This is a genomic window from Labrenzia sp. PO1 (genome assembly GCF_012273635.1).
Taxonomy (GTDB): domain Bacteria; phylum Pseudomonadota; class Alphaproteobacteria; order Rhizobiales; family Stappiaceae; genus Roseibium; species Roseibium algicola.
Genome location: NZ_JAAXCR010000002.1, coordinates 281,407 through 308,096, shown reverse-complemented (window position 1 = coordinate 308,096; position 26,690 = coordinate 281,407). Strand labels below are relative to the sequence as shown.

The window sequence follows — 26,690 nt, the reverse complement described above, 5'->3', positions numbered from 1 at the left end:
CTATCAAAGAACAATCACTTTCCGCTTGCGGAGAGCAGAGAGACGTACGCATGAGCAAGAAAATCCTTGTGACCGGCCCCGACCTCGACCCAATTGCTGTCGCGCTTGTGAAAGACCACGGATACGAAACCGTTCATACCCCGGCCTATGCAGACAGCGATGTGATCTCCAGGCTTCTGGTCGAGACCGGGGCGGAAGGGATCGTCTCGCGGATGGGCCGGCTGGATGCCGACGTCCTGGAAAAGGCTCCAAAGCTGCGCGTCATTTCAAAGCATGGTGTTGGCGTCGACAACATCGATCTCCAGGCAGCCGCATCCCGCGGCATTCCTGTGCTTGTTGCAACGGGCGCGAATGCAGTTTCAGTCGCCGAACATGCGATTGCACTCATGCTTGCCACCGTGAAGCGCATCCTGCCGCTTGACGCAGGGCTTCGTGCCGGCCGCTGGGAAAAGGCAGGTTTTCTTGGCCGCGAGCTGGCAGGAAGCCGACTGGGCCTGTTGGGGATGGGGTCTATTGCACAGGCGACAGGCCGAATTGCCAAGGGCATTGGCCTGAACCTGATCGGCTACGATCCCTATGCCGACAACGACGTATTCGAAAGACTGGGCGTAAAACGCTGCAGCTCGCTCGAAGAGTTGCTGGAACAATCCGATGTCCTCAGCCTTCATTGTCCGCTGACCGATCAGACACGCCAGATCCTGAACGCCGAAGCCATCACGCGCATGCCGGAAGGCAGCTACGTGATCAACACGGCACGTGGTGGGCTGATTGACGAAGACGCGCTGCTCGCTGCAATTCAATCAGGTCATCTTGCAGGCGCGGGACTTGACACCTTTGCCGTGGAACCACCCCAGGCGAACCATCCGTTCTTCAGTGAAAACCGCATCATTGTCACTCCGCATATCGGCGGCGTCACGCGCGAAGCCGGTGCACGTGTCGGAGTGGAAGCCGTGCGCGGCATCTTCCAGGTTCTGGATGGCCAGCCTGTCGCCCGCGAACGCATAGCAAATCGTGCACTTCTGGCCGACGCCGGTGCCATGTACGCCAAAGCAGGAGAATGAACATGTCGGTTGGCTTTCGTATTTGCAGCCGAAAACAAGCTGCGCCGCTGGAACTCGTTGCTGAATTTGCCAAGCTTCCGGTTGCCAATGTCTCCGACTGCATGGGACGCCTCGCAGCCGCCGGTCCGCGCCTGCGGCCGATGCATGCCTCCGGCGGCCTGGCCGGTGTGGCGCTGACCGTCAAGAGCCGTCCCGGTGACAACCTGATGCTGCACAAGGCGATCGACCTGGCCAAACCCGGTGATGTGATCGTTGTCGATGCCGGTGGGGATCTTTCCAATGCCCTCATGGGTGAGCTGATGCTTGCCTACGCCGTCAAGCGAGGGGTTGCGGGCTTCGTCTTGAATGGCGCAATCCGCGATGTCGATGCCTTCCTCAAGACCAACCTGCCGACCTTCGCAGCGGGGGTCACCCATCGCGGTCCTTACAAGGACGGCCCGGGTGAAATCAATGTTCCGATCAGTCTGGACGGAATGGTGATCGAGCCAGGTGACATCATGCTGGGCGATTCCGATGGCGTGCTCGCGGTTCCCCTGGATGGGGCCGAGAAAATTCTTCGTCAGACCCTGGCGAAACAGGATGCCGAAGAACGGCAGATGAAGGCAATCGCTGAAGGCAAGAACGATCGCAGCTGGGTGGACGCAGCCCTCAAGGAACGTGGTTGCGAATTTCCGGATTACTGAACAGTCTCAACAAAGGGAGGAGACAAATGCTTACTTACCTGAAGGCTTCTGCAATTGCAGGTGCGCTGGTTATGGTCGCTGGGGCTGCCATGGCCGACTATCCCGAAAAACCCATTGAGGTCATTGTCGGATATTCCGCAGGCGGCGGCACGGACGTTATGGCTCGCACCGCTGCACCTTTCATCGAAAAATATCTGGGCGAAGGGGCAAGCCTCGTCGTCAAGAACATGCCGGGTGCAAGTGGGCAGATCGGCATTACGGAAACGGCGAGATCTTCTCCGGATGGCTACACGCTCGGCACCTTCAACCTTCCGGGCATGATGGCGCGCACGATTGACCGTGAAGCGGAATATGATGCCAACAGCTTCACCTATCTCGCCAATGTGGTGAACGATCCCAACGTGATCGTCACCTCCAAGGCGAGCGGTCTCGACACGCTCGACAAGCTGATCGCGGAAGCCAAGGCCAATCCCGGGGCCATCACCGTCGGGATGTCCAGCCTCGGAGGCGATGATCACTTCGCGCTGATCAAGCTTGAAGGCCTGACCGAAACCGAGTTCACCATCGTACCGTTCAAGGGCTCCGCCCCGGCGCGAACCGCGCTCATGGGCGGACACGTGGCGATGGGGATCCTCAACATTTCCGAGGTGGCCGAGTTTCAGGAAGAACTGAATGTACTTGGCGTTGCGACGCCGGAGCGCTCTGACTTTGCGCCAGACCTGCCAACCTTCAAGGAGCAGGGGCTGGACCTGATAAATGGATCCATGCGGGGGTTCGTTGCGCCTGCCGGCCTGCCTGAGGATGTAGAGGCTAAGCTTCTTGCCGCATTCGAACAGCTTGCCTCTGATCCGGAGTTCCTCAAAGCCATGAAGGAAACCGCAAATCCGGTCGAAGTGGTAACCGGGGACGATTTCAAGGCATTGACCGAGGATCTGCATACCCTTGCAAAGCAGGTCTGGGATACGACTCCCTGGAACTGATGCGCGTTGCGCGGGGCACGCCCCCGCGCGGCCTCTCTTACTCAGATAAAGCCAGTGCCATGTCCGACCATCGTACACACCGCCTTCTCCGGCCCGAGACACTGACCGCTCTTGGCATCGCCGCGGCCGCGTTTGCTTTTCTCTACCCGACCTCGACATTGAGGCCGATATCTGCCCTGCTGCCAGCCGTGATGCTGGTCGGGTTGATCATCCTCTCGCTACTGCTTCTGATCGCCGATCAACGCAAGGCGTCGGCTGGTGAAGAAACCGAGCCCATGAGCAAGTCGCCCGGCCGGGTCGCAGGTGCCTTTCTGCTGATCCTTGGCTACGCATTGGCCACAGACCTGATCGGCTTTTACCCGAGCACAGCCATAACCATTCCGCTCGTTGCCTGGCTCTTCGGCTATCGCAACCCACTTGGACTTGCAGTGGCAACCCTGGTCGTTGTCGGAGCCATCTGGCTGATCTTCGATTACGGAATGTCGCAAGACTTTCCGGCAGGGCGCCTCTGGCAGGAGTGATCTCAATGTACTCCGATCTTCTCAGCGCACTTCCCGAAGTTTTCGGGCTGGCCAACTTTGCCGCTGTCGTCATAGGCGTGATTGCGGGCATCGTTGTCGGTGCAATGCCCGGCCTGAGCGCCACAATGGCCATCTCCGTGCTTGTGCCATTCACGTTCGGTCTCGAACCTCTGGTCGCGCTCGGTCTGATGGCCGGCATCTACAACGGCGCTATGTATGGCGGTGCCATCCCCGCTGTTCTTCTGCGCATTCCCGGAACCCCCGCAGCCGTTGCCACAACGTTCGACGGTTATCCGATGGCGCAAAAGGGCGAGGGCGGATTTGCGCTGCAAGTGGCCGTCGTCTCATCTTCGATCGGCGGCATCGCAAGCGCCTTTGCCCTGATGCTGCTCGCGCCTCCGCTCTCCAAGGTCACGCTCCTGTTTGGCCCTTCGGAAGTGTTCTGGGTTGCCGTGTTCGGCCTTGCCAGCATCATCTTCCTGCTGGGAGGCAATCCGGTAAAAGGGCTGATCAGCGCCTGTTTCGGTGTCTTCGTCTCAGTGGTGGGATCGGACCCGATCTATGGAAATGATCGCTACACTTTCGGACAGCTGGAGCTTCTGGACGGCGTCAATATCGTCATTCTGCTCGTCGGCCTCTACGCGCTGCCTCCGGTCATCGATCTGCTCGAAACGCCTTTGAAAACGGACGGCGTCAACAGTTCCAAACTGGGAACGGAGCCGATCTGGCGTGCGCTGCCTCGCATGTACCGCTTCTGGAAGACATGGATCCGTTCATCGATCATCGGGATCTGGATCGGAATTCTTCCGGGAGCCGGCGGTTCGATGGCTGCTTTCATGTCCTATAACGAAGCTCGCCGGGCCTCGAAAACACCCGATACCTGGGGCAATGGTGAACCCGAAGGCGTTGCGGCCGCGGAAACGGCAAACAATGCGGACACCGCTTCCGCGCTGATCCCGGCCCTGACACTTGGCATCCCGGGAACTGCTGTCGCTGCGGTTATGCTGGGTGGGTTGCTGGTGCATGGTCTGCAGCCGGGACCCATGCTGTTCCGGGACAATCCGGACGTGGTATTCGGCTTCATGTGGCAGTTCCTGTTCGGCGCGATCCTTCTGGTGCTGCTTGGCGGGGCACTGGCAACGAACAGTTTTGCGCGCCTTTTAAATCTCCCGCGTCCTCTCCTGGGGTCGGTCATCATCGTCTTGATGCTGATCGGGGTCTATTCGATCCACGGACGGATGTTCGATGTCTATCTGATGCTCGGCTTCGGTGCGATCGGCTGGGTAATGGACAAGCTCAAGTTCCCGCTGCCACCGGTTGTCCTGGGTCTGATCCTGGGTGGGTTTGCCGAGGAAAACCTTCGTCTTGCCTTGCGGATCGGACGCGGCGACTGGCTGGTCCTGTTCTCGAACACAACCAGCCTGGTTCTGGTCGCCCTGACGGTCGCGGTTGTCGTCGGTCCGATGATCAAGCGTCGGTTTCAGGCCGCCAAAAGGGAAGAGGCTACCAGCTGACAAGACCTTGAGTGTCTGACGGGAAACATGCCTGAAAAATCAGGACCCCGGTGCAGAACGATGAGTTCGCATCGGGGTTTTCCGCCGGTTCCATTTCTTTCCGTGAGATCCGTGTGCTGTGGTTTTTCGGGGATCCGCCACAGTACCTTTCGGAGGACTGACGGAGCCGCAACATGGTTAGGTTTCGACTGCTATTCGTAGCTCAGTGCATCCTTTGGAAAACAGCGGGCAAGATGGTCGATGAATGATCGGACAGCTGGCGGCAGCCCGCGCCGCGTCGTGAACACCAGATGCACGATCCCTTTCTGACTTCGCCATTGCGGTAGGACACGCACAAGATCCCCGGTAGCCAGTTCCGCGCTGCAGACGTGGTCGGGCAATAGCGCTACACCGAGACCCTTCTTCACGGCAGTTCGGGTTGCCGAAAAATCCGCGCAGCCCATCCTGGCCTGCTTTCGAAACGCGCGGGTTTCTCCCATATCGGTTTCGATGTGCCATTCGATTTCATCCGCGCTATCGCTCGTCGATAGCAAGGGAACTTTGTCCAGGTCATCGACCTCATGAACGGTCTGCGCCAGGCCTGGGTTTGCAACCAGAATTCTGATTGAGGTACCGATCGTACGCATTGTCAGCGAGGCATCGCTGGTCAACGCCGTGCGCACACGCAAGGCGAGGTCAATGCGTTCCGAGATCAGGTCCAGCGCCCGATCGGCAGCTACCAGCTGCAGCCGTACCTTGGGGTGACGAGACAGGAACTCGCTTATCAGCGGGGCAACAACCTCAACGAGGCCGGTTGGGCATCCGAAGCGGATCAGCCCGTGCGGTTCTGCCCTGGATTCCGCAACCAGGGCATGGGCGTGTTCAGCTTCCGACTGCATGCTGCGGCACCGCTCATAGAATTGCTTCCCGATGTCGGTGACCCGAAACCGACGGCTTGATCTTTCGATCAGCCTTACGCCCAGACGCTCTTCCAGAGCCGCTATTCGCCGGCTGAGCTTTGACTTGGGAACGCCGATCGCCCGGCCCGCCGGCGCAAACCCGCGATGCGCCACCACCTCGGCGAAATAAGCCAGGTCATTCAGGTCTTGCTGCATCTATCGTTCTTCCTATGGAACGCTAAGTGTTGAAATTGTCCACTACAGAAACGATCGTTCCATTTGCATCTTCTTGTCAACGGCAATCGTGCCGTCAGACAGGAGAATGAAATGACACAGAACTTCGAGAACAAGGTTGTGGTTGTCACCGGCGGAACCAGTGGTATCGGTCTGGCGACGGCAAAAGCATTCGCATCTGCGGGGGCATCGGTCTTCATCACCGGTCGCCGCCAGGCAACTCTTGACGAAGCCGTCAAGTCCATTGGCGGGAGAACGACCGGCGTGCAGGGGGATATGTCCGTGCTTGCAGATATCGACCGGCTGTACGACGCGGTCCAGCAGCAGCACAGCCAGATTGATGTACTCTTCGCCAATGCCGGTGGAGGTGAATTTGCCCCGCTCGGCGAGATCAGCGAAGAGCACTATCAAAAGACCTTCGATACCAATGTGAAAGGTGTTCTTTTCACCGTGCAAAAGGCGCTGCCGTTGCTGCGGGACGGAGCCTCGATCATCCTGACGTCTTCGACCACGGGCACCGCGGGGACACCGAACTTCAGTGTCTATTCGGCAACCAAGGCGGCAGTGCGCAATTTCGCCCGCAGCTGGATCCTCGATCTGAAGGACCGCAATATCCGGGTGAACACCATCAGCCCAGGGCTGACCGAGACCGCCGGCCTCAACGATCTCTTTGGCGGCGGTGAGCAGGCCGAAGGTGTCAAGAACCACATCCTCGGCAATATTCCCTCGGGCCGGATCGGCCGGCCGGAAGACATCAGCAACGCAGTGCTCTTTCTTGCTTCAGAGGCATCGAGCTTCGTCAACGGCATCGAGCTGTTCGTCGATGGCGGCATGAACCAGATCTAAGTCCACGGTTGACCAGACGGTCCGGGCCGACAACCGGCTTGGCCGTCTGGCCCACGCGCTCACTTCAATATGCTCTCAAGGAGTCTCTTCGATGGAAGTCGGAATTCTGGGCGCAGCGTCGCTCGGGCAGACCCTCGCCAGCCGGCTGGCCGCTGCCGGTCACAACATAGTCCTGGCCAACAGCCGCGGGCCGGAAAGTCTTCGCGATGTCATCACGCGTCTTGGGAAAGGGATTACCGCCGGCCATGCGGCGGAGGCCATGAACAAACCGGTTGTTGTCCTGGCCATGCCATGGACGAAACTCAGCGACGTGCTTGCGCCTGATATCGACTGGGACAACCGCGTCCTGATCGACGCGACAAATATCTTCACCAGCTATGCACCGTCGTTCGAGATCGATGACCTTGGGGAAGAGACCGGCAGCGAGATTGTCGCCCGCCTGGCCCCCGGCGCCCGTGTCGTCAAGGCGTTCAACACTCTTCCTGTCGCCACAATGATCGCGCCGTTACTGGAAGAACGTTTGCGGCGAGTCCTGTTCGTGGCCGGTGACGACGAAGACGCTGTCGCCATCGCACAGAATCTTGTTTCAGACATCCATCTGCACCCGGTGTACCTCGGCTCGCTGGCGACAGGTGGGAGGCTGATGGAACTCGGCGGCGCGCTGAGCGGCCTGGAACTCTTCATCGATGGCGGCAGGTGATAGAGCTGACCCGACGGCCCACACGTGTGACACCGATGACGACCCGGTCCTCGAGTAGCCGAAAGCGGTAGCGCAAGAATAGAAATGGCGGAGGAGGGAAGACAAGGTCCCGACCCGGAGCCATGCGCTAAAGTAGCCGAAGGCGGTAGCGCAAGGATAGATATGGCGGAGAGAGGGGGATTCGAACCCCCGGAACGCTTGCGCGCTCAACGGTTTTCGAGACCGCCCCGTTCAACCACTCCGGCACCTCTCCGCGGTACTTGCGATGTACGGGTCTCAAGTGGCGCGGAACATAGACACACTCTGCGCGCCCTGCAAGCCCGGAAATGAGTTCTTTTTTCAGTTTGTGGATTGGGGCTGTTTTTGCCCGGTTTGTCTGCTTCCTGGGCGCGAATTTACCGCCTGCAGACGTATTTGCGCGACGCGAAAAGCGGTCTGCAGGGAGCCCGGGGAAGGGGAGGAGGGAACACCGTGGAGATTCGGATTGACCGGATGTCGGCTTGCCCCGATAACGGCCGTCAACGCCGATTGGCGTATCCCTGTTTGCGGGAATCGTGGTGACCACGAGAGAAACCGCCGCGAATGCGATGGCGCCAGGGAAACGAAAACAAGCGGTTTTGCGGCAGAAAGGCCAGATTTCCGTTTGACAACGAGAACCGGCCGACTATATTGCGCGGGCTCGAAAAGGTTCGCTTTTTCGAGTTATGTTTGTCGTTCAAGGCCTGCCGGGCTTTAAAAGCTTCACGCTCAACCCGACACAAAGACTTGTCAGCCAGGGTCAAGACCTGGAGAGACAGGCGCCTCGGTTCGACCTGAAAAGCAGCCGGTTCGATGGTTTAACAGCCCGTTCCGGTGTGTCAAAAACGAAAAGAAGGACGTGCGAGACATGTTCGCAGTGATCAAGACGGGTGGCAAGCAGTACACTGTTGCCGCCGATGACCTCCTGAAGGTCGAAAAGCTCGATGCCGAAGCCGGCAGCACCGTCACCTTTGAAGAGGTTCTGATGGTCGGCAATGGCACCGACACCACCGTTGGCGCTCCGCTTGTCGAAGGCGCAACCGTGGTTGCCGAAGTGGTCGAACAGGGCCGTAACCGCAAGGTTATCATTTTCAAGAAGCGCCGGCGTCAGAATTCCCGCCGCCGCAACGGCCATCGTCAGGCTTTCACCCTCGTGAAGGTGACCGATATCCTGACCGGTGGTGCAAAGCCGGCCAAGAAGGCAGCGCCGAAGAAGGCAGCGCCGAAGGCTGAAGAAACCGCTGAAGCCGCACCGGCTGCAGCAGAAGGCGCCGACGACCTGAAGAAACTCGATGGCGCCGGTCCGGCAGCTGTGAAGAAGCTGAACGAAGCAGGTATCACCACCTTCGCTCAGATCGCAGCAATGTCCGCTGACGACGTCGCACGCGTTGAAGAAGAAACTGGCCTGAAAGGCAAGTTCGAACGCGGTAATTGGGTTGAGCAGGCCAAGGAACTGGCTGGCAACTAAGCCGCCGCTCCCGAACCTAAAAAGTATTCGAAGAACGAGGAGTTCTAACGATGGCACATAAAAAGGCAGGCGGCTCGTCCCGCAACGGCCGCGACTCAGCTGGCCGCCGTCTCGGCATCAAGAAATTCGGCGGGGAAGCTGTGATTCCCGGCAACATCATCGCGCGTCAGCGCGGCACTACCTGGCACCCGGGCACCGGCGTTGGTATGGGCAAGGACCATACCATCTTCGCAACCGTGGAAGGCAAGGTAGAGTTCCAGGCGAAAGCCAACAAGCGAACCTACATTAACGTGCTCCCGGTAGCGGAAGCAGCGGAGTAAAGCCGACGTGAAGTTTCGAAACGCCGGCGTCCCGTAAGACCCCGGCAATTCGAGACAGGTCAGCAATCCGACCAGTCAAGATCCAAGGGGGAGATGGGGCGCCATCTCTCCCTTGATTTGTTTTGGCTGGAGGAAAAGATGGTTGTTGAAAGTGACGGTTTATTAGACGAAAGCAGTCTGGCTGCGGCCCCATTGCCGCAGGAAGCGGTTCGTGTGCGGCTCGACAAGCCGCGTATGGACGATTTGGCCGATATGGTGTTTCTGGCCAACAACAAGAAAGTGGCGGCAAACCTTTCCACCATGCCGCATCCCTTCGCATTGGACGATGCCCGGGCGCTGGTCGCCAAGGCCGCGATCAACCAGCCCCGTTCTGCAAGCTTTGCCATCCGCCTGAAGTTAACCGGCCGGCTGATCGGCATCGCGCGGTATGCCAATGTCGAGCCCGGCGGTCCGGTGCATGTCGGCTATTGGCTGGGTGAACCCTTCTGGGGCCAGGGTCTGGCGACAGAGGCGGTGCATGCACTGGTCGACCATGCCTTCACCTATCATGACATCGGCGAGCTGCAGGGATCCTGCAGGGTCACCAACCCGGCATCGCGCCGGGTGCTCGTCAAATCCGGATTTCAGTATCGCGACCAGGCCATGATCCGCTCTCTCGGGGCGGGTGGCTCGGTGCCCATCGAGCGCTATACGCTGGAGCGGGCTGTCTGGAAGTCATTGAAAAGATGGGGGCAGGGACGATGAGCATGTTGCCTGAGCTGAAAACGAGACGCCTGATCCTGCGGCCGATCGAGATGTCGGACGCCGAAGCCATGGTTGCGCTGGCGGGCAAGGATTTCGAGGTCGCCCGCTGGATGACGTCGTTCACCTGGCCTTATGAGGACGGGGCTGCGGAAGCCTTCCTGAAGACGGTGGTCGGCAAGGATCCGTTCGAAACCGAAGCGCTGTTTGCCATTACGCTCGGTGGGGTGTTCATCGGGGTGGTTGCCATCGAACCGCCGGGTGACCTGGATGATCTGCCGAACCTGCCGACACTCGGCTATTGGCTCGGCCGGGCGTTTCAGGGGCATGGCTATGCCAGCGAGGCTGTAGAGGCTGCTCTCGCCTGGGCGTTCGAAGCCTTCGAGACGGACGCCATAGCCGCGCGCGCCTTTGAGGACAACTTCCGCTCCCGCGGTCTGCTGCGGAAAATGGGTTTCAAGCCTTACTCCATGACGGAACGTTTTTCGAAGGCACTGGATCGCAGGGTTTCCAACGTGATCGTCCGCCTGGCGCGCACGGATTTCGAAGCCCGCAAGGAAGCGGCCTGATGTCGCCCGTTCTGAAGACCGAGCGTCTGGTCCTTCGAGCCCCGCGCCCGGAGGATCTGGACCGCTGCGCCGAGCTTCTGGGGGACTACGAAGTCGCCAAGATGCTGTCGCGGGTTTCCTACCCTTACGATCTGGAGCAGGGCCGGGCTTATCTGGCGCTGTCTGTCGAGCGCTGGTCGACATGGCAGGAGGCGGAGGAACTCGGTTTCCAGATCGACTGCGACGGCCTGATGATCGGTGGCATCGGCTTCAAAAAGTTGCGGGAGGCCCCGGAGATCGGCTATTGGCTGGGGCGTGCCTATTGGGGCAAGGGATATATGAGCGAAGCAGTGCAGGCGGCGGTCGCCTGGCTGTTCGGCAATACGGATCACAAGTTGGTCGCCTGCGAAGCCATGACAGAGAACCCGGCTTCGCTCGGCGTTGCCCGGAAATTGGGTTTCCGGGAAGTTGGTGAAGTGGGCTGTGCCAGCGTGTCGCGAGGCTGTACGATGCCCGCCATTCGCACCGAGATGACACGAACAGACTTTCTGAACGGCCATTGATCCGATCGGGATCCGGCCTGAAACAGGACGAAAAGAGAAAAAGAAAATGAAATTCCTTGATCAGGCCAAGATCTATGTGCGCTCTGGTAATGGCGGAGCGGGCTGCGTATCGTTCCGGCGCGAGAAATACATCGAATATGGCGGACCGGACGGTGGTGACGGCGGCAAGGGTGGTGATGTCATCATCGAATGTGTCGACGGCCTGAACACGCTTATCGACTATCGCTACAAGCAGCACTTCAAGGCGGAAACCGGCATTCACGGCATGGGCCGCAACCGCACCGGCGCGCACGGCGGCGACGTTGTGCTGAAGGTTCCTGTCGGTACCCAGATCTTCGAGGAAGACAACGAGACGCTGATCGCCGACCTGACCGAGCTTGGCCAGAAGGTGATGCTTCTGAAAGGGGGCAATGGCGGCTTCGGCAACGCCCATTTCAAGTCGTCGGTCAATCAGGCGCCGCGCAGGGCCAACCCTGGTCTTGAAGGCGAGGAAAAATGGATCTGGCTGCGGCTGAAGCTGATCGCCGATGCCGGCCTGGTCGGCCTGCCCAATGCGGGCAAGTCCACCTTCCTTGCAACGGTATCGGCTGCAAAGCCGAAAATTGCCGACTATCCGTTCACGACCATTCACCCCAATCTTGGCATCGTGCAGATCGACGGTCGCAGCTTTGCCATGGCCGATATTCCCGGCTTGATCGAGGGGGCGCACGAAGGCACGGGCCTTGGCGACCGCTTCCTTGGGCATGTCGAACGCACTCGCGTTCTGCTTCATCTGGTTGACGGCTCCGGCCAGGAAGACCCGGGCGAAGCCTATCGGATCGTGCGCGGCGAGTTGGATGCCTATGGCGCCGGGCTTACGGAGAAACCCGAGATCGTGGCGCTCAGCAAGTGCGACGCTCTCAATGAAGACCTGATTGCCGAAAAGGCGGCGAGCCTTGAGGAAGCCTGTGGTCAGAAACCGCTGATCCTGTCCTCGGCCAGCGGCCTCAATGTCGACCGGGCGCTGCGCATGATCGTGCGCGCGATTGACAGGGACAAGGAAGAAGAAGCCAACCAGGTGCCTGCACCCGAACAAGAGGGCTGGCATCCCTGATGTCCCGCAGTCTGAGAGACTTCAGCCGCATCGTTGTCAAGATCGGCTCCGCCCTGCTTGTCGAGCAGGGCGAACTCAAGCGTAGCTGGCTCAACGCGCTGATCGCCGATGTGGTCAAGCTGTCCGATGCCGGTGCGGAGGTGCTGCTTGTCTCCTCCGGATCGATTGCGCTTGGCCGCGGTATTCTCGGGCTGCCGGGTGGACCGCTGAAGCTGGAGGAAAGCCAGGCGGCGGCCGCAGCCGGTCAGATCGCGCTGGCCCAGGCCTATGCGGATGCCCTCGGCGCGCATGGCAAGAAGGCTGGTCAGATCCTGCTGACCCTTGGCGACACGGAAGAAAGGCGGCGCTATCTCAATGCGCGCGCCACTATCGGCACTCTGTTGAAGCTTGGTGCGGTACCGATCATCAACGAAAATGATTCCGTGGCGACTTCCGAAATTCGTTATGGCGACAACGACCGGCTGGCAGCGCGTGTTGCCACCATGGCCAGCGCCGACTGCCTTGTGCTGCTGTCGGATATTGACGGGCTTTATACCGCACCGCCCCAGCAGAACCCCGATGCAGTGTTCCTGCCGGAAGTGCCGCGCATTACCCATGAAATCGAATCCATGGCCGGCAGCGCCGGGTCGGAGCTTTCGCGCGGCGGCATGAAGACGAAAATCGATGCCGGCAAGATCGCGACCGCGGCCGGAACGTCGATGGTGATCACCTCCGGCAAGGAACTCAACCCGCTTCAGCGGCTGGATCAGGGCGCCCGCGGCACCTGGTTCCCGGCGCTCAGTTCACCTGCCAGCGCCCGCAAGGCCTGGATTGGCGGCCATCTGGAGCCGCGCGGCGAAATCCGGCTGGATGCAGGTGCGGTCAAGGCGATGACGTCTGGCAAGAGCCTCCTGCCTGCCGGAGTGACATCTGTATCGGGAAGTTTTTCGCGCGGCGACGCCGTGACATTGCTCAACCCGGAAGGCCGGATCATCGGCCGGGGGCTGATTGCATATGACGCGGACGAGGCGCAGTTGATTGCAGGCCGCAACAGCCGCGAGATTGAAGCCATCGTCGGCTATCCGGGCCGGGCGGAAATGATCCACCGGGACGATCTGGTTCTGGAACTGCCCGCGCTCGAGTGAGTGTGAGCGAACCGATGGATGCCTTTTGAGGCAGAACGCGCTAAAACGCGGAAAGACTGGCGGCGGTGAGCGCCGCAAAACGGGAGCAAGTGAGTATGCTGGAAGTAGTCGAGGCAAAGACGACCGAGGACTTGATGGCAGAGATCGGGCAGCGCGCCCGTGCTGCCGGCCGGATCCTTGCCATCGCTCCAGCAGACCAGAAGAACAAGGCCCTGGCCGAAATGGCAGCCGCCGTTCGGGCTGCAATTCCGGATATTCTTGCAGGCAACCGTCTCGATCTTGAAGCGATGAAGGCAGGCGGCCAGACGGCAGCGTTCCTGGATCGTGGCACACTTACGGAAGAGCGGATCGAGGCGATTGCCAAAGCCCTTGAGGACATAGTCGCGCTGGACGATCCCGTCGGCAGCGTGATCGCCGCCTGGGACCGGCCGAACGGCTTGAAGATCGAACGTGTGCGCACGCCCCTGGGTGTTATCGGTGTCATTTACGAAAGCCGCCCGAACGTGACCGCGGATGCAGGCGCGCTGTGCCTGAAAGCCGGCAACGCCGTTGTTCTGCGTGGCGGATCCGACACCATCAATTCCAACCGGGCGATCCATGCGGCCCTGCAAAAAGGCCTCGTTGCCGCCGGTCTGCCGGAAGATGCGATCCAGATCGTTCCGGTGACCGACAGGGCCGCTGTTGGCGAAATGCTGCGCGGTCTTCAAGGCAACCTCGATGTCATCGTCCCGCGTGGTGGCCGCAGCCTTGTCGAGCGTGTGCAGACCGAAGCTCGCGTGCCGGTCTTTGCCCATCTGGAAGGCCTGGTGCATATCTTCGTCGACAAGGCGGCAGATCTTGAGAAATCCGTCGAGGTGGTCGTCAATTCCAAGCTGCGCCGGACCGGCATCTGCGGTGCGTTGGAAACATTGCTGGTGCATGAAGACGTGGCCCACAGCCACTTGCCGGTGATCGTGAAGGCACTTCAGGAAAAGGGCTGCGAGATCCGGGGCGGTGCGATTGTGCGCGACATCTGCGAAAACATCGTGCCGGCAAGCGAGGACGACTGGTCGACGGAGTATCTGGACAAGATCCTTTCGGTGAAGGTTGTCACGGATCTCGACGCTGCCATGGAGCATATCGCGCGCTACGGTTCCAACCATACCGATTGCATCCTGACCGAAGATCAGGCGACTGCCGACCGGTTCCAGCGGGAAGTGGATTCAGCCATCGTGCTGCACAATGCTTCAACCCAGTTTGCCGATGGTGGTGAATTCGGCATGGGCGCCGAGATCGGCATTGCCACTGGGCGCATGCACGCACGCGGACCAGTGGGCGTGGAGCAGCTGACCAGCTTCAAGTACAAGGTGCATGGCACCGGCCAGACCCGCCCGTGACGACCGCCCTTGAGGACCGCCAGGAATGCCCGCCCGTAATGACCAATCGTGAGTTCGCCTGAATGAGCCCCTTGAGTCTTGGCGCGGGACTGGACCGTGACTGGATGAAACTGCCCCATGCCGAGCCGGGCAACCGCATCGGCATTTTCGGCGGATCCTTCAATCCTCCTCATTCAGGTCACCGGCTGGTGGCTTCGACCGTGTTGAAGCGGCTGGGGTTGGATCAGGTCTGGTGGCTGGTGACACCTGGCAACCCGCTCAAGAGCCACGCGGACCTGGCGCCGCTGGAGCGGCGGCTGCGCCTGACGGCGGACCTTGCCGACCATCCACGCATGAAGGTCACCGCCTTCGAGCAGGTTCTGGGAACACCCTATACGGCCAGAACGCTGGTTGCCCTGCGCCAGATGCGTCCATCTGTCCGATTCGTTTGGGTCATGGGGGCTGACAATTTAGCCGGCTTCCATCGCTGGCAGGACTGGCGCGACATCGTCGGCTCGGTGCCGATCGCCATTGTCGACCGGCCGGGAGCCTCCTTGTCAGTGATGTCGTCTCCCATGGCAAAAGCCTATGAAAAATATAGGCTTCCGGAAGAAGACGCGGCACTTCTGCCGGAAATGGAGGCGCCGATCTGGACTTTTCTGCACACGCCATTGGACCGGACATCGTCCACCGATCTGCGCCTTGGGCAAAAGCGGTAAACAGCAGATTTGCCAAGAATTTCCGCGTGTCTTGAAAATGCCAAACGGGAAGCGGTATTATAGGGACGGTCGCGATGAGCGCGGCCGAGGTACGGTCAACCGGTCCTGCATCCAAAACGGGTGACGTACGAAGTCGGACGTTTCAGTTCGTGACGACGTTGGGCGCGGGACGGCATAAACGGCGAAAGGCACAACACCTGACCATGACCTTTGAAAGTGGGCGGACAGACATGTCCTCTCCTCTGCAGGCTTCCGTAGGTAAAGAACTTGCGGCAGACCTCCTCGATACGGTCCTCACCAGTCTTGACGACTCCAAAGCTGAGGACGCTGTTACCCTCGACATCGCAGGCAAGAGTTCACTGGCCGATTACATGGTAATCGTGTCCGGTCGTTCCCATCGTCACGTGGGCGCGATTGCCGAGCACTTGCTGAAAGACCTCAAATCGGCCGGCGCCGGATCGGCAACGGTTGAGGGTCTGAACATTTGCGATTGGGTGCTGATCGATGCGGGTGATGTGATCGTACACATCTTCCGTCCGGAGGTTCGCGGCTTCTACAATCTTGAGAAGATGTGGGCACCGGAAGAGGATGCGGCACCGCATTACATCGGCTGAGCCGGCATTGAGGCCCTGAGGCAGGGCCTCCGTCTGCTGCCGGGCAGATTTTTCACCGGATCGATCTCCGGCAGGGACTTATGCGCTTTACGCTCTTCTGCATTGGCAAAATGAAAGCCGGTGCGGACAAAGAACTTTTCGACCGATATATCGACCGCGCCCGCAAGACAGGCCGCGGTCTCGGCGTTACCGAAGTCATCCTCAACGAAATGCCGGAAAGCCGTGCGCAGCGCGCCGATGACCGCAAGGCGGAAGAAGCGCGGGGAATTCTTGCCGCGCTCAATGCCGGTGCGCGGCTGGTGGTGCTGGACGAGAACGGCAAGAACCTGACCAGCCCGGCCTTCAGCCAGAAACTGGAAGCCTGGAAGGATGAAGGTGTTCCCGAAGTTGTCTTTGCCATTGGCGGAGCGGATGGTCACGGTCAGGAAGTTCTGAGCCGCGCCGATCTTAAACTCGCTCTTGGTGCCATGACCTGGCCGCATCAGATCGCCCGCATTCTTTTGGCGGAGCAGGTCTACCGCGCCATGACGATCCAGTCCGGTCACCCTTATCACCGTGTGTGAGACTTCTGAAAGAGCCCTGGGAGAGAACCGGTGATACCGGCACTTGAGACCGAAAGACTGATCCTGCGGCCGATGACCATGTCGGACTGGCCGGCGTACGAGGATTTGATGGCCTCGGATCGATCCCAATATATGGGAGGCCCGCTATCGCGGTTTGCAGCCTGGGGCCTGTTCTGTCACGACATTGCGCAATGGCAGTTGATGGGGCATGGGGCCCTGATGATGGAGGCGCGCGGCTCCGGCGAGGTCTTCGGTCAGGTCGGTATCAATCATGGCCCGCTTTTTCCGGAACATGAACTCGGCTGGTTCGTCTATGAGCATGCGGAGGGAAGGGGCTACGCTTTCGAGGCGGCCGGGGCCTTTCGTGACTGGGCACGGCAGGAGCGCCGTCTACCGTCGCTCGTCAGTTATATGGATCAGGAAAACACCCGCTCGGCGCGCCTTGCCGAACGGCTTGGAGCGCATCTCGATGTCGATGCTGCGCGCCCGGACCCCAAGGATATTGTCTACAGACATTACTGATCGTGAAGGACAGGAGATGGGGTTTCCGCCGGAAAACCTGTTGTCGTAACGGCACTATGACCAAAAATTAACGATTGAAACGGCGGAAAAAGGCGAGAATGCCTGTATCTCGCCGCATTCGCCACGTAACGGTCATCGATCAGACAGAAGAGGGAATGCGATCCTCGGTGGGAGCAGAAGTTAATTGGCCGGTCACTAGGGTAAACGGTTCGTTAACGCAGACTGTGTATCGCATTGGAAGATAACCCTTTGGGAGCTTAGGCAGGTTGATAGCGGATCGCATGACAGCGGCGCGTTCGGAACTCGAGAGACGGAAGAAATTCCGCCCGCTCTTGAGTGGCCTGACTGCGGCCTTGCTCGTTCTGCCCCTGCCAGCCGGATCGACGGAAAGTGTCGACGAGACCACCACCCAGGAACAGGCGGCTCCGCCTGCTGAGGTGACTGCTGCACTGGAACGCAAGAAACAACGCGAAGAGGAACTTGCCGCGCTGTCGCGCGATATCGAGGTATCGACGGACCGGCAGGCGACCATCGCACGCGAAATCCGCGCACTTGATCGCGACCGGGACACGTTGAATGCCAAGATCATCAGCACGTCCGACACGATCAAGGGCCTGGAAGGCGAACTGACCGATACCGAGCGGCGGCTGCGCGCGCTGGGGGAGAACGAGGACGCGGTGCGCTTGTCGCTGATTGCTCGCCGCGACGTGCTGGCAGAAGTTCTGGCTGCCCTGCAGCGAATCGGGCGCCGTCCGCCACCGGCGCTTGCCGTGCGCCCGAGCGACGCGCTGTCGGCCGTGCGCAGTGCGATTCTCCTGAACGCGGTCATGCCGGAGCTGAAGGTGGAAACCGAGGCGCTGGCAGCAGATCTTGAGGAATTGCACCGTCTGAAGACGGTGATTGCTGAGGAAAAAAACCGCCTGCGCGGCGACGCGATGCGATTGGCTGAGGAAAAGTCCCGGCTGGAGCTTCTTCTGAGCGCGAAAAGGCAGGAACATCAAAGATCGGTACAGGACCTTCAGGAAGAGAAGGAGCGTGCAGCGGAACTTGCGGACAAGGCGGGATCTCTCCAAGAATTGATCGCGACCCTGGAAGTGGAAATCGAGAGCGCCCGGGAGGCGGCGGAAAAGTCGCGTCAGGCAGCACTCGAGGCCAGGAAAAATCCGTCGCGCTCGTATGATCCCTTTGCGGATCCTGGGCGTCTGGCACCGGCCATTTCGTTCCAGGAAGCCAAGGGCAAGCTGCCTCAGCCTGTTGCCGGTACGCTTTTGAAGGACTATGGCCAGGAAGACGATTTCGGCGGTGTGACGGAGGGTCAATCTATCGCCACACGGCCTGGGTCCAATATTACGTCACCTGCCGACGGATGGGTGGTCTACTCCGGACCGTTCCGTTCATTCGGACAGCTCTTGATCCTGAATACCGGCGACGGCTACCATGTGTTGCTGGCCGGAATGGACCGGATCGATGCGGAGTTGGGGCAATTTGTTTTGACCGGGGAACCGGTCGGAGTGATGGGCGCAACCCAGTGGGCAAGCGCTTCGACGTTCGGTTTGGGCTCGACCCAGCCGATCCTTTATGTTGAATTCCGGAAAGACGGTCGTGCGATCGATCCCACACCCTGGTGGGCACGCACTGAAGAAGAAAAGGCTCGCGGATGATACGGAAAGCTTCCTTGCTGCTTGTGGGTGCTCTCATGGGAGCAGCAGCAATCACGACACTGTCCCAGATGCCGATCAATGTCTCGGTAGCGGCCAATGCGGCGGCAACGGATACGTACCGGCAGCTTAACCTGTTTGGCGACGTGTTCGAACGCGTGCGGTCAGACTACGTGGAAGTCCCTGATGACGCCCAGCTCATCGAGAGCGCCATCAATGGCATGTTGACCTCCCTCGACCCGCACTCCAGCTACATGTCTCCGAAGAGCTTCCGGGACATGCAGGTGCAGACCCGCGGCGAATTCGGTGGTCTCGGCATTGAAGTCACCATGGAAGAAGGCCTCGTGAAGGTCGTGTCGCCGATCGACGATACGCCTGCCGCCAAGGCGGGTGTCCTGGCAGGTGACTACATCACCTACATCGACGGCGAACAGGTCCAGGGACTGACCCTCAACGAAGCGGTCGAAAAGATGCGCGGGCCGGTCAAGACGGACATCGTGGTGACGGTGCGCCGCAAGGGCCGCGCCGAACCGTTCGACATCACCATCACCCGCGACATCATCCGCATCCGTTCGGTTCGCTGGCGGGAAGAGGATGACGTCGGATATGTTCGCGTCACCCAGTTCAACGAACAGACCTTCGACGGCCTGAAGGAAGGCATCGAGGAAATGACCGCGAACATCGGTGAAGACAAGCTCAAGGGTTTCGTCATCGATCTGCGCAACAACCCGGGTGGTCTGCTGGATCAGGCAATTGCCGTTTCCGACGCCTTCCTGGACCGTGGCGAGATTGTTTCAACACGTGGCCGTGAAGCCGACGAAACCCAGCGCTACAACGCACGGGCTGGCGACCTGACAACCGGCAAGCCGGTAATCGTGCTGGTCAACGGCGGCTCGGCCTCCGCTTCGGAAATCGTTGCAGGTGCGCTGCAGGATCATCGCCGGGCAACCATCCTCGGCACGCGGTCCTTCGGCAAGGGCTCGGTTCAGACGATCATCCCGCTTGGTGCCAACGGCGCCATCCGCCTGACCACGGCTCGGTACTACACCCCGTCTGGCACATCGATCCAGGCCAAGGGCATCGTGCCGGACATTGAGTCCCTGCAGGATCTGCCGGACGATCTGGTCGGCCGTGTCGATACCAAGGGCGAAGCCGGGCTTCGTGGCCACCTGGAAGCTTCCGAAGGTGAGGAAGAATCCGGTAGCCAGGCCTATGTGCCGTCCGATCCGAAGGATGACACCCAGCTGAACCTGGCACTCGACCTTCTGCGCGGTAATCAGGTGAACAGCGCCTTCCCGCCGGTCTCCGACAGCGCGGCTGTCAAAAACTAAATCAAAAAACGCGCGCCGGTCCGCCGGCGCGCGACTTGTCGTTCTCGTTCTGCGTATATCAAAAACAAACTTTCCGGTTCGGGGACATCCTGAAACCGGGCAATAGGCTCAGGACGATATGTCGAGCGAAGATCTCACAGCTCCTTTAGGCATGGGCAAGCGGCGGCTGGTCAGGCTGCCGTTCGGTCTTATCGGGGTCGGTATTCTGAGCGTGATCCTCACTTCTACGCTCGTCTGGATCACTGTTGTCGACGACCCGCTTGGCGGAGAACCCGTTGCCGTTCTGCCGCTCGACGCCATTGTCGAAGGCGTGACCTCCCAGGACATCGAAGTGGTCGAGATCCGCCCGGGCATCAACGGTGACCTGGGCCCGAACCTGCGTCCGGAAAGCAGCAAGGATCTGCTTGGCCCGCGCTACGACATGGTCATGCGACCGGACGGACTGGGCCCGGAAGCTCCGGTAACTGGCCTGTCGATCAATCCGGACAGCCGTGTAAGCGAACGGTCCGATTTCGGCTTCCTGCCGAAGGTCAGCGATGCCGGGATCCGTCCGTTGGATGCCTATTCCCGGCCCATCGTTCGCGAGTTCACCTCGATCCCGAAAATTGCCGTCATCGTGACCGGGCTCGGCCTGAGTGAAACCGGTACCCAGAACGCTATTACCCGGTTGCCGGCCGATACGACCTTTGCACTTGCCCCTTATGGTGAAGACCTGGACCTGTGGATGCAGCAGGCCCGGACCAAGGGCCATGAATTGCTGCTGCAATTGCCGCTGGAGCCGTTCGATTTTCCCGACAATGACCCGGGCCCGCACACGCTGCTGGTCAGCCTGCGCCCCAATGAAATGATGGATCGGCTTGGGTTCCTGCTCACGCGGGCGACCAACTATGTCGGCGTCATTCCTGAAATGGGCGCGCGTTTCACGGCGACGAAACCCTCCATGGAGTTCCTTCTGGAAAAACTGAAGGCGCGTGGCCTGATGTTCGCCGACAACGGCACATCTTCCCGGTCCATCGCCGATGATGTCTCCAAGGAAATGCGCGTTCCCTTCAGTGGGGTGGACGTGGTGCTGGACGAAGTACCGCGTGAAGACGACATTAACGCCAAGCTGCTGCAGCTTGAAAGCGTTGCCCGTGCCCGCGGTGTCGCGGTGGCGACCGCATCCGCATTGCCCGTGACCGTGCGCCAGCTGGAAAAGTGGGTGCAGGATCTTGAAGAGCGCGGTCTCCAGCTGGTCCCCGTCAGCGCGACCATCGATCGATAATTCTGAGAAATTGAGCACCAAGAGGTATTCGTGACGAAGCTGGCACTCGGACCGGGATTTCCGGAACCCGTCGACGGTCTTCCCTATCGGCCCTGCGTCGGTATCATGCTGATCAACAAGGCAGGTAAGGTCTGGATCGGCAGCCGCGATGATGGGGGCAGTTCCTCCAACTACGAATATTGCTGGCAGATGCCGCAAGGCGGGATCGACAAGGGCGAAGCACCCGAGCCGGCTGCCCGGCGCGAGCTTTACGAGGAAACCTCGATCAAGTCCGTTTCCCTTCTGGAAGAAGCCCCGGAGTGGTTCGCCTACGACTATCCAGAAGACGTCGTCCGCGCATCGCGCAAGGGCAAGTATCGCGGTCAGGCTCAGCGCTGGATCGCCTACCGCTTCGACGGATCGGAAGACGAAATTGATATCCTCACGCCACCGGACGGCCACACCGCGGAATTCAGCGAGTGGCGCTGGGAAGATGCCGACCGGCTGCCCGGTTTGATCGTGCCGTTCAAGCGCCCGGTCTATGAGCGTGTGGTTGCCGCGTTTTCACATCTGACCTCGTAAAACGAAGCTCATCCAACACGGGCTGAAAAGCCCCCTGGAACCTGCTGGGTTCGCGGTGCTTTTTGTCCGTGAGGTGCTCCAAAGCGTCAGCATTGGAGTCCCGCTTGTCGTTTTTCAAACAGACAGGCTGACTCGGCGCGGCTAACATCCGGACCAAAATGCGGGGTAGGTCCTGGGTTCGCCTGTTCGAACCATCAGCCGCCCCCGCGAAGATCGAGAGAGGAGCGCGGACGCGAAATCCAGATGCGCTCCAGCAATACGGGAGGTACGCCAATGTCTTTCGGCAAGGGGCTTTCACGCAAGCCGTCCCAGCCAAAAGGGCGTCAGTTGGAAGATGCGGCCCTGGACGAAGTCCGGAATTTGCTGGGTGATGAGCCGCGCCGGCGCGACCTGCTCATTGAACATCTGCACAAGATCCAGGACGCATTTGGCTGTCTTGAGGCTCGGCACCTGCGCGCATTGGCCGACGAGATGCGCCTGTCGCAGGCCGAGGTCTATGAGGTCGCGAGCTTTTACCACCATTTCGACATCGTACGAGAAGGGGATGCAAAGCCTGCACCTCTGACCATTCGTGTTTGCGACAGCGTTGCCTGCGCGCTCAAGGGGGCGGACGCTCTGGCTGCAGCGCTTGAAGCCGGGGTTGATCCGGCAAAAGTCCGCATCCAGAAAGTTCCGTGCATCGGTCGCTGTGCTGGTGCCCCGGCCGTGCAGGTCGGCAAGCGGGCCATCGACAACGCAAGCGAAGTGTCCGTGCGCGCTGCCTTGTTCGAAGGAACGTCCGATCCGGTGGTTCCCGATTACATCAAGCTGGATGCCTACCGCGAAGCTGGTGGTTACAAGTTGCTGGAGCGCGTGCGCGCGGGTGAACTGGATGCAGCGGCAATTGCGGACAAGGCGCTGGAAGCAGGCCTTCGCGGCCTGGGCGGTGCAGGCTTCCCGACCGGCACGAAATGGAAGATCGTCCACGACCTGCCGGCCCCGAAATACCTCACCATCAATGGCGATGAAGGCGAACCTGGCACGTTCAAGGACCGCGTTCACCTGGAACGCGACCCGCACCGGATGCTGGAGGGCGCGCTGATCGCCGCCCATGCGATTTCCGCCGCGCGCATCTATCTCTATATGCGCGACGAATATCCGGCGGTACTCCGGATCCTGAAGACGGAAATCGAGGCCCTGCGCGAAGCGGGCATCATCACGACCATCGACATCGAACTGCGCCGCGGGGCGGGAGCCTATATCTGCGGCGAGGAAAGCGCGATGATCGAATCGATCGAAGGCAAGCGCGGCCTGCCACGCCACCGCCCACCGTACATTGCCCAGGTCGGCCTGTTCGGTCGGCCGACGCTCAATCACAACATAGAAACCCTGTTCTGGATCAGGGATATCGTCGAGAAGGGTTCGGAGTGGTTCGCCAGCCACGGCCGCCGTGGTCACAAGGGCTACCGCTCATTCTCGGTTTCCGGCCGTGTCAGGGACCCGGGCGTCAAGATGGCCCCGGCGGGGATCACCATGAACGAGCTTCTGGCAGAATACTGCGGTGGCATGGAAGAGGGGGACGTCTTCAAGGGCTACCTGCCCGGTGGTGCCTCCGGAGGCATCCTGCCCGCGTCTCTTGCCGACGAGCCGCTGGATTTCGGTACGCTCGACAAATACGGCTGTTTCATCGGCAGCCACGCCATCGTCGTTTTCTCCGATCAGGATGACATGCGCGATGTGGCATTGAACCTGATGCGCTTCTTCAAGCACGAGAGTTGCGGTCAGTGCACGCCCTGCCGGTCCGGAACGGAGAAGATGGAACATCTGCTGGCAGCAGGCGATTGGGACAAGACGAAGATCACGGATCTCGATGAAGTCATGCGATCGGCATCCATTTGCGGTCTTGGGCAGGCAGCCAGCAATCCGGTCACGTCGGTGCTGAAATTTTTCCCGGAGGAGTTCGAGAAATGAGCCAGGTCACTTTCTCCCTCGACGGTCGGATGGTCACCGCGGAAGACGGCGAAACCATCTGGCAAGTTGCCAAGCGCGAAGGCGTCGCCATTCCGCATCTCTGCCACAAGGACGCACCGGGTTATCGCTCAGACGGCAATTGCCGTGCCTGTATGGTCGATATCGAGGGCGAGCGCGTGCTTGCCGCTTCCTGTATTCGCACCCCAGCCGAAGGCATGGTGGTGAAGACCGTCAGCGAACGTGCGTCCAAGGCACGCGAGATGGTGTTTGAACTTCTGGCTGCCGACCAGCCCTCGCGTGACCATCACCCTGACCCGGAAAGTGATTTCTGGAAATGGTCCGACCATGTCGGTGTCGCCACCAGCCGCTTTGCCCCATGCGCCAAACCGGCCCAGGACATTTCCCATCCGGCCATCGCGGTCAATCTGGACGCCTGCATCGCGTGCAATCTGTGCGAGCGAGCCTGCCGGGAAGTGCAGGTAAACGACGTTATCGGCATGGCGGATCGCGGTTCGCACACGGTGCCGGTGTTCGATCTGGCAGACCCGATGGGTCTTTCCACCTGCGTTGCCTGCGGCGAATGCGTGTCGGCCTGTCCGACCGGGGCCCTGATGGAAAAGAGCCTTCTGGATGCCAGCGCCAGCAAGCGCGAGATCTTTGCCGAAGAAACCGTCGACAGCGTCTGTCCTTTCTGTGGTGTGGGCTGCCTGACGTCTGTCTCGGTGAAGGACGGCAAGATCGTCAGCGTCGAGGGACGCGACGGCCCGGCAAACGAGAACCGGCTCTGCGTCAAGGGCCGCTTCGGCTTCGATTATGTTTCCAGCCCCGAGCGCCTGACCAAGCCGCTGATCCGCCGGGACGATGCGCCCAAGCGCGGTGACATTGCCATGACGCTGGAAAACCATCTCGACTATTTCCGTGAGGCAACCTGGGACGAAGCGCTCGAGCGAGCCGTTGGTGGTCTTAAAGCGGTTTATGACGCCAAGGGCGGCCGTGGTATTGCGGGCTTCGGCTCGGCCAAGGGCTCCAACGAAGAGGCTTATCTTTTCCAGAAGCTGATCCGCCAGGGTTTCCAGACCAACAATGTCGACCACTGCACGCGTCTCTGCCACGCTTCTTCCGTGGCTGCGCTCATGGAGGGCATCGGTTCGGGTGCAGTGACTGCCCCGTTCAATGCAGCCGGCGATGCAGACTGCATGATCGTGATCGGCGCTCGTCCTGAGCAGAACCACCCGGTTGCCGCGACCTACATCAAGCAGGCGGCCAAGAACGGCACAAAGCTGATCGTCATGGACCCGCGCGGCCAGGGGCTGATGCGCTTTGCCGACTACGGCTTGAAGTTCAAGCCGGGAACCGATGTGGCGATGTTGAACGCGATCCTCAACGTCATCATCACCGAAGGCCTCTACGACAGCCAGTATATCGCCGCTCACGTGGACGGCTTCGAGGCACTGAAGGAAAAGATCGTCGATTTCACGCCGGAAGCGATGGAGCCGGTCTGCGGCATCGACGCCCAAACCCTGCGGGAAGTCGCAAGGCTTTACGCCACCAGTGCCAAGTCGATCATCTTCTGGGGCATGGGCGTTTCGCAGCATGTCCACGGCACCGACAACGTCCGCTGCCTGATCGCCATGGCGCTGACAACCGGCCAGATAGGCCGCCCGGGCACGGGCCTGCATCCCCTGCGCGGTCAGAACAACGTGCAAGGGGCATCCGACGCCGGGCTCATTCCGATGGTGTTCCCGGACTATCGTTCAGTTGAAAACCCGGATATCCGCGCCGAATTCGAAGACGCCTGGGGCCGTACACTTGACCCCGTGCGCGGTTTGACCGTGGTGGAGATCATGGACGATATCCTGGATGGTGGCATCGAGGCGATGTTCGTTCAGGGTGAAAACCCGGCCATGTCCGATCCGGACCAGGCCCATGCCCGCAAGGCACTGGCCAGTCTGAAACATCTTGTGGTTCAGGATATCTTCCTGACAGAAACCGCCTGGCATGCGGACGTGATCCTGCCTGCCTCCGCCCATGCGGAAAAGCTCGGCACGTTCACGAACACCAACCGCCAGGTTCAGATCGGCCGTCCTTGCGTGCCGATGCCCGGTGAAGCACGTGCCGACTGGCAGATCCTCATCGATATCGCCAACCGCCTGGGTCTGAACTGGACCTATGACGGCGTCCCGGCGATCTATGAGGAAATGCGGTCGCACATGAACTCGCTGAGCAACATTTCCTGGGAAAGGCTGGAGCGCGACGGCACGGTCACCTATCCGGCGGATGCCCCGGACAAGCCTGGCAACGAGATCCTGTTCGGCCAGTCCTTCCCGACGGCAGATGGCCGCGGACGCATCGTGCCGACGGATCTGGTGCCGCCGGATGAACTTCCCGACGATGATTTCCCGTTGGTGCTGACCACGGGGCGCATGCTGGAGCATTGGCACACCGGTGCCATGACGCGGCGTGCGGAAGTGCTCAATGCCATCGAACCGGAGCCAGTCGTTTCCATGAACCCGCGCGATATCGAGCGCTCGGGTCTGGACATCGGCCAGCAGGTGAGGGTGGAAACACGGCGCGGCGCGATCACATTGACCCTGCGCGCAGACCGGGACGTGTCGACAGGCATGCTCTTCATCCCGTTCTGCTTCAGCGAAGCCCCGGCCAACTTCCTGACCAACCCGCAGCTGGATCCCTTCGGCAAGATCCCGGAGTTCAAGTTCTGTGCGGCGCGGATCGGAACGGGCGGACAGCAGCAGGCGGCAGAGTGACGCCGGGTCTCGCCAGAACTCAAGGAACGAGCTAACTGCCTGAAGGCAAAAAAGGGCGGCCACTGGCCGCCCTTTTGGTATTCGCATTCACGTGGT

The 26,690-nt window shown here is 60.3% G+C and carries 26 protein-coding genes and 1 tRNA gene; 25 read left to right on the top strand and 2 right to left on the bottom strand.

Annotated features, from left to right (window positions below; translation table 11 throughout):
- The first annotated feature begins 50 nt into the window (after window positions 1-50).
- Genes HCG46_RS09355 through HCG46_RS09335 form a run of 5 tightly spaced genes read left to right on the top strand, consistent with a single transcriptional unit; the run spans window position 51 to window position 4,759 of the window.
- Window positions 51-1,061 (top strand): hydroxyacid dehydrogenase, encoded by a 1,011-nt coding sequence (locus tag HCG46_RS09355; protein ID WP_168685911.1) that lies wholly within the window; start codon window positions 51-53, stop codon window positions 1,059-1,061.
- 2 nt (window positions 1,062-1,063) lie between these two features.
- Entirely contained in the window at window positions 1,064-1,744 is a 681-nt protein-coding gene (locus tag HCG46_RS09350) for an RraA family protein (RefSeq protein WP_209009429.1), read from the top strand.
- 26 nt (window positions 1,745-1,770) lie between these two features.
- Window positions 1,771-2,724, top strand: coding sequence for a tripartite tricarboxylate transporter substrate binding protein (locus HCG46_RS09345; RefSeq protein ID WP_168685907.1), 954 nt, complete (start codon window positions 1,771-1,773; stop codon window positions 2,722-2,724).
- A gap of 59 nt (window positions 2,725-2,783) precedes the next feature.
- Window positions 2,784-3,245 (top strand): tripartite tricarboxylate transporter TctB family protein, encoded by a 462-nt coding sequence (locus tag HCG46_RS09340; protein ID WP_023014641.1) that lies wholly within the window; start codon window positions 2,784-2,786, stop codon window positions 3,243-3,245.
- A gap of 5 nt (window positions 3,246-3,250) precedes the next feature.
- Window positions 3,251-4,759 (top strand): tripartite tricarboxylate transporter permease, encoded by a 1,509-nt coding sequence (locus HCG46_RS09335; RefSeq protein ID WP_075281364.1) that lies wholly within the window; start codon window positions 3,251-3,253, stop codon window positions 4,757-4,759.
- A gap of 191 nt (window positions 4,760-4,950) precedes the next feature.
- On the opposite strand, the gene HCG46_RS09330 is transcribed toward HCG46_RS09335, so the two are convergent.
- Window positions 4,951-5,853 carry a LysR family transcriptional regulator gene (locus tag HCG46_RS09330; protein WP_168685905.1) on the bottom strand — a complete coding sequence of 301 codons (903 nt, stop codon included), beginning with the start codon at window positions 5,851-5,853 and terminating at the stop codon, window positions 4,951-4,953.
- A gap of 111 nt (window positions 5,854-5,964) precedes the next feature.
- On the opposite strand from HCG46_RS09330, the gene HCG46_RS09325 reads away from it, so the two are divergent.
- Entirely contained in the window at window positions 5,965-6,717 is a 753-nt protein-coding gene (locus HCG46_RS09325; RefSeq protein WP_168685903.1) for a glucose 1-dehydrogenase, read from the top strand.
- 91 nt (window positions 6,718-6,808) lie between these two features.
- The gene (locus tag HCG46_RS09320; protein ID WP_168685901.1) at window positions 6,809-7,417 is read left to right on the top strand and encodes an NAD(P)-binding domain-containing protein; all 609 of its coding nucleotides are present in this window, start codon (window positions 6,809-6,811) and stop codon (window positions 7,415-7,417) included.
- 163 nt (window positions 7,418-7,580) lie between these two features.
- Here the strand turns inward: HCG46_RS09320 and HCG46_RS09315 are convergent.
- Window positions 7,581-7,670: transfer RNA gene (locus HCG46_RS09315), tRNA-Ser, on the bottom strand.
- A gap of 633 nt (window positions 7,671-8,303) precedes the next feature.
- Between HCG46_RS09315 and HCG46_RS09310 the strand changes: the two genes are divergently transcribed.
- The 18 genes from HCG46_RS09310 to fdhF all read left to right on the top strand — a co-directional run bounded on the left by HCG46_RS09310 (window position 8,304) and on the right by fdhF (window position 26,594).
- Window positions 8,304-8,903: a 50S ribosomal protein L21 gene (locus HCG46_RS09310; RefSeq protein ID WP_023014642.1), complete on the top strand. Its 600-nt coding sequence runs from the start codon at window positions 8,304-8,306 to the stop codon at window positions 8,901-8,903.
- A gap of 50 nt (window positions 8,904-8,953) precedes the next feature.
- Window positions 8,954-9,223 (top strand): 50S ribosomal protein L27, encoded by a 270-nt coding sequence (gene rpmA, locus HCG46_RS09305; RefSeq protein WP_006933726.1) that lies wholly within the window; start codon window positions 8,954-8,956, stop codon window positions 9,221-9,223.
- A gap of 138 nt (window positions 9,224-9,361) precedes the next feature.
- A complete protein-coding gene (locus HCG46_RS09300; protein WP_031269624.1) occupies window positions 9,362-9,967 on the top strand; it encodes a GNAT family N-acetyltransferase in 606 nt (201 codons plus the stop codon).
- Window positions 9,964-10,533, top strand: coding sequence for a GNAT family N-acetyltransferase (locus tag HCG46_RS09295; RefSeq protein ID WP_168685899.1), 570 nt, complete (start codon window positions 9,964-9,966; stop codon window positions 10,531-10,533). Before HCG46_RS09300 ends, HCG46_RS09295 begins: the two co-directional genes overlap by 4 nt.
- A complete protein-coding gene (locus HCG46_RS09290; RefSeq protein ID WP_168685897.1) occupies window positions 10,533-11,075 on the top strand; it encodes a GNAT family N-acetyltransferase in 543 nt (180 codons plus the stop codon). Before HCG46_RS09295 ends, HCG46_RS09290 begins: the two co-directional genes overlap by 1 nt.
- A 46-nt stretch (window positions 11,076-11,121) precedes the next feature.
- Window positions 11,122-12,168, top strand: coding sequence for a GTPase ObgE (gene obgE / locus HCG46_RS09285; protein WP_023001684.1), 1,047 nt, complete (start codon window positions 11,122-11,124; stop codon window positions 12,166-12,168).
- Window positions 12,168-13,292, top strand: coding sequence for a glutamate 5-kinase (gene proB, locus HCG46_RS09280; protein ID WP_023001683.1), 1,125 nt, complete (start codon window positions 12,168-12,170; stop codon window positions 13,290-13,292). The genes obgE and proB overlap by 1 nt, the downstream gene beginning before the upstream one ends.
- Window positions 13,293-13,387: 95 nt before the next feature.
- A complete protein-coding gene (locus HCG46_RS09275) occupies window positions 13,388-14,668 on the top strand; it encodes a glutamate-5-semialdehyde dehydrogenase (protein ID WP_168685895.1) in 1,281 nt (426 codons plus the stop codon).
- A 62-nt stretch (window positions 14,669-14,730) separates the two neighbouring features.
- Window positions 14,731-15,366: a nicotinate-nucleotide adenylyltransferase gene (locus tag HCG46_RS09270; RefSeq protein WP_228148058.1), complete on the top strand. Its 636-nt coding sequence runs from the start codon at window positions 14,731-14,733 to the stop codon at window positions 15,364-15,366.
- 230 nt (window positions 15,367-15,596) lie between these two features.
- Window positions 15,597-15,980, top strand: coding sequence for a ribosome silencing factor (rsfS, locus tag HCG46_RS09265; RefSeq protein WP_023001680.1), 384 nt, complete (start codon window positions 15,597-15,599; stop codon window positions 15,978-15,980).
- Window positions 15,981-16,060: 80 nt separating this feature from the next.
- Window positions 16,061-16,543, top strand: coding sequence for a 23S rRNA (pseudouridine(1915)-N(3))-methyltransferase RlmH (gene rlmH / locus HCG46_RS09260; protein WP_168685893.1), 483 nt, complete (start codon window positions 16,061-16,063; stop codon window positions 16,541-16,543).
- A gap of 30 nt (window positions 16,544-16,573) precedes the next feature.
- A complete protein-coding gene (locus tag HCG46_RS09255; protein WP_168685891.1) occupies window positions 16,574-17,065 on the top strand; it encodes a GNAT family N-acetyltransferase in 492 nt (163 codons plus the stop codon).
- 281 nt (window positions 17,066-17,346) lie between these two features.
- Window positions 17,347-18,726: a peptidoglycan DD-metalloendopeptidase family protein gene (locus tag HCG46_RS09250; RefSeq protein WP_055658261.1), complete on the top strand. Its 1,380-nt coding sequence runs from the start codon at window positions 17,347-17,349 to the stop codon at window positions 18,724-18,726.
- Entirely contained in the window at window positions 18,723-20,054 is a 1,332-nt protein-coding gene (locus tag HCG46_RS09245; protein ID WP_023001676.1) for a S41 family peptidase, read from the top strand. Before HCG46_RS09250 ends, HCG46_RS09245 begins: the two co-directional genes overlap by 4 nt.
- A gap of 118 nt (window positions 20,055-20,172) precedes the next feature.
- On the top strand, window positions 20,173-21,318 hold the full coding sequence (locus tag HCG46_RS09240; protein WP_208984457.1) for a divergent polysaccharide deacetylase family protein: 1,146 nt from the start codon (window positions 20,173-20,175) through the stop codon (window positions 21,316-21,318).
- Between the two features lie 30 nt (window positions 21,319-21,348).
- Window positions 21,349-21,879, top strand: a complete 531-nt coding sequence (locus HCG46_RS09235) for an RNA pyrophosphohydrolase (RefSeq protein WP_055658263.1) — start codon at window positions 21,349-21,351, stop codon at window positions 21,877-21,879.
- A gap of 273 nt (window positions 21,880-22,152) precedes the next feature.
- Window positions 22,153-23,829 (top strand): NAD(P)H-dependent oxidoreductase subunit E, encoded by a 1,677-nt coding sequence (locus tag HCG46_RS09230; protein ID WP_168685889.1) that lies wholly within the window; start codon window positions 22,153-22,155, stop codon window positions 23,827-23,829.
- Window positions 23,826-26,594 carry a formate dehydrogenase subunit alpha gene (fdhF, locus tag HCG46_RS09225; RefSeq protein WP_168685887.1) on the top strand — a complete coding sequence of 923 codons (2,769 nt, stop codon included), beginning with the start codon at window positions 23,826-23,828 and terminating at the stop codon, window positions 26,592-26,594. The genes HCG46_RS09230 and fdhF overlap by 4 nt, the downstream gene beginning before the upstream one ends.
- The last annotated feature ends 96 nt before the right edge of the window (window positions 26,595-26,690 follow it).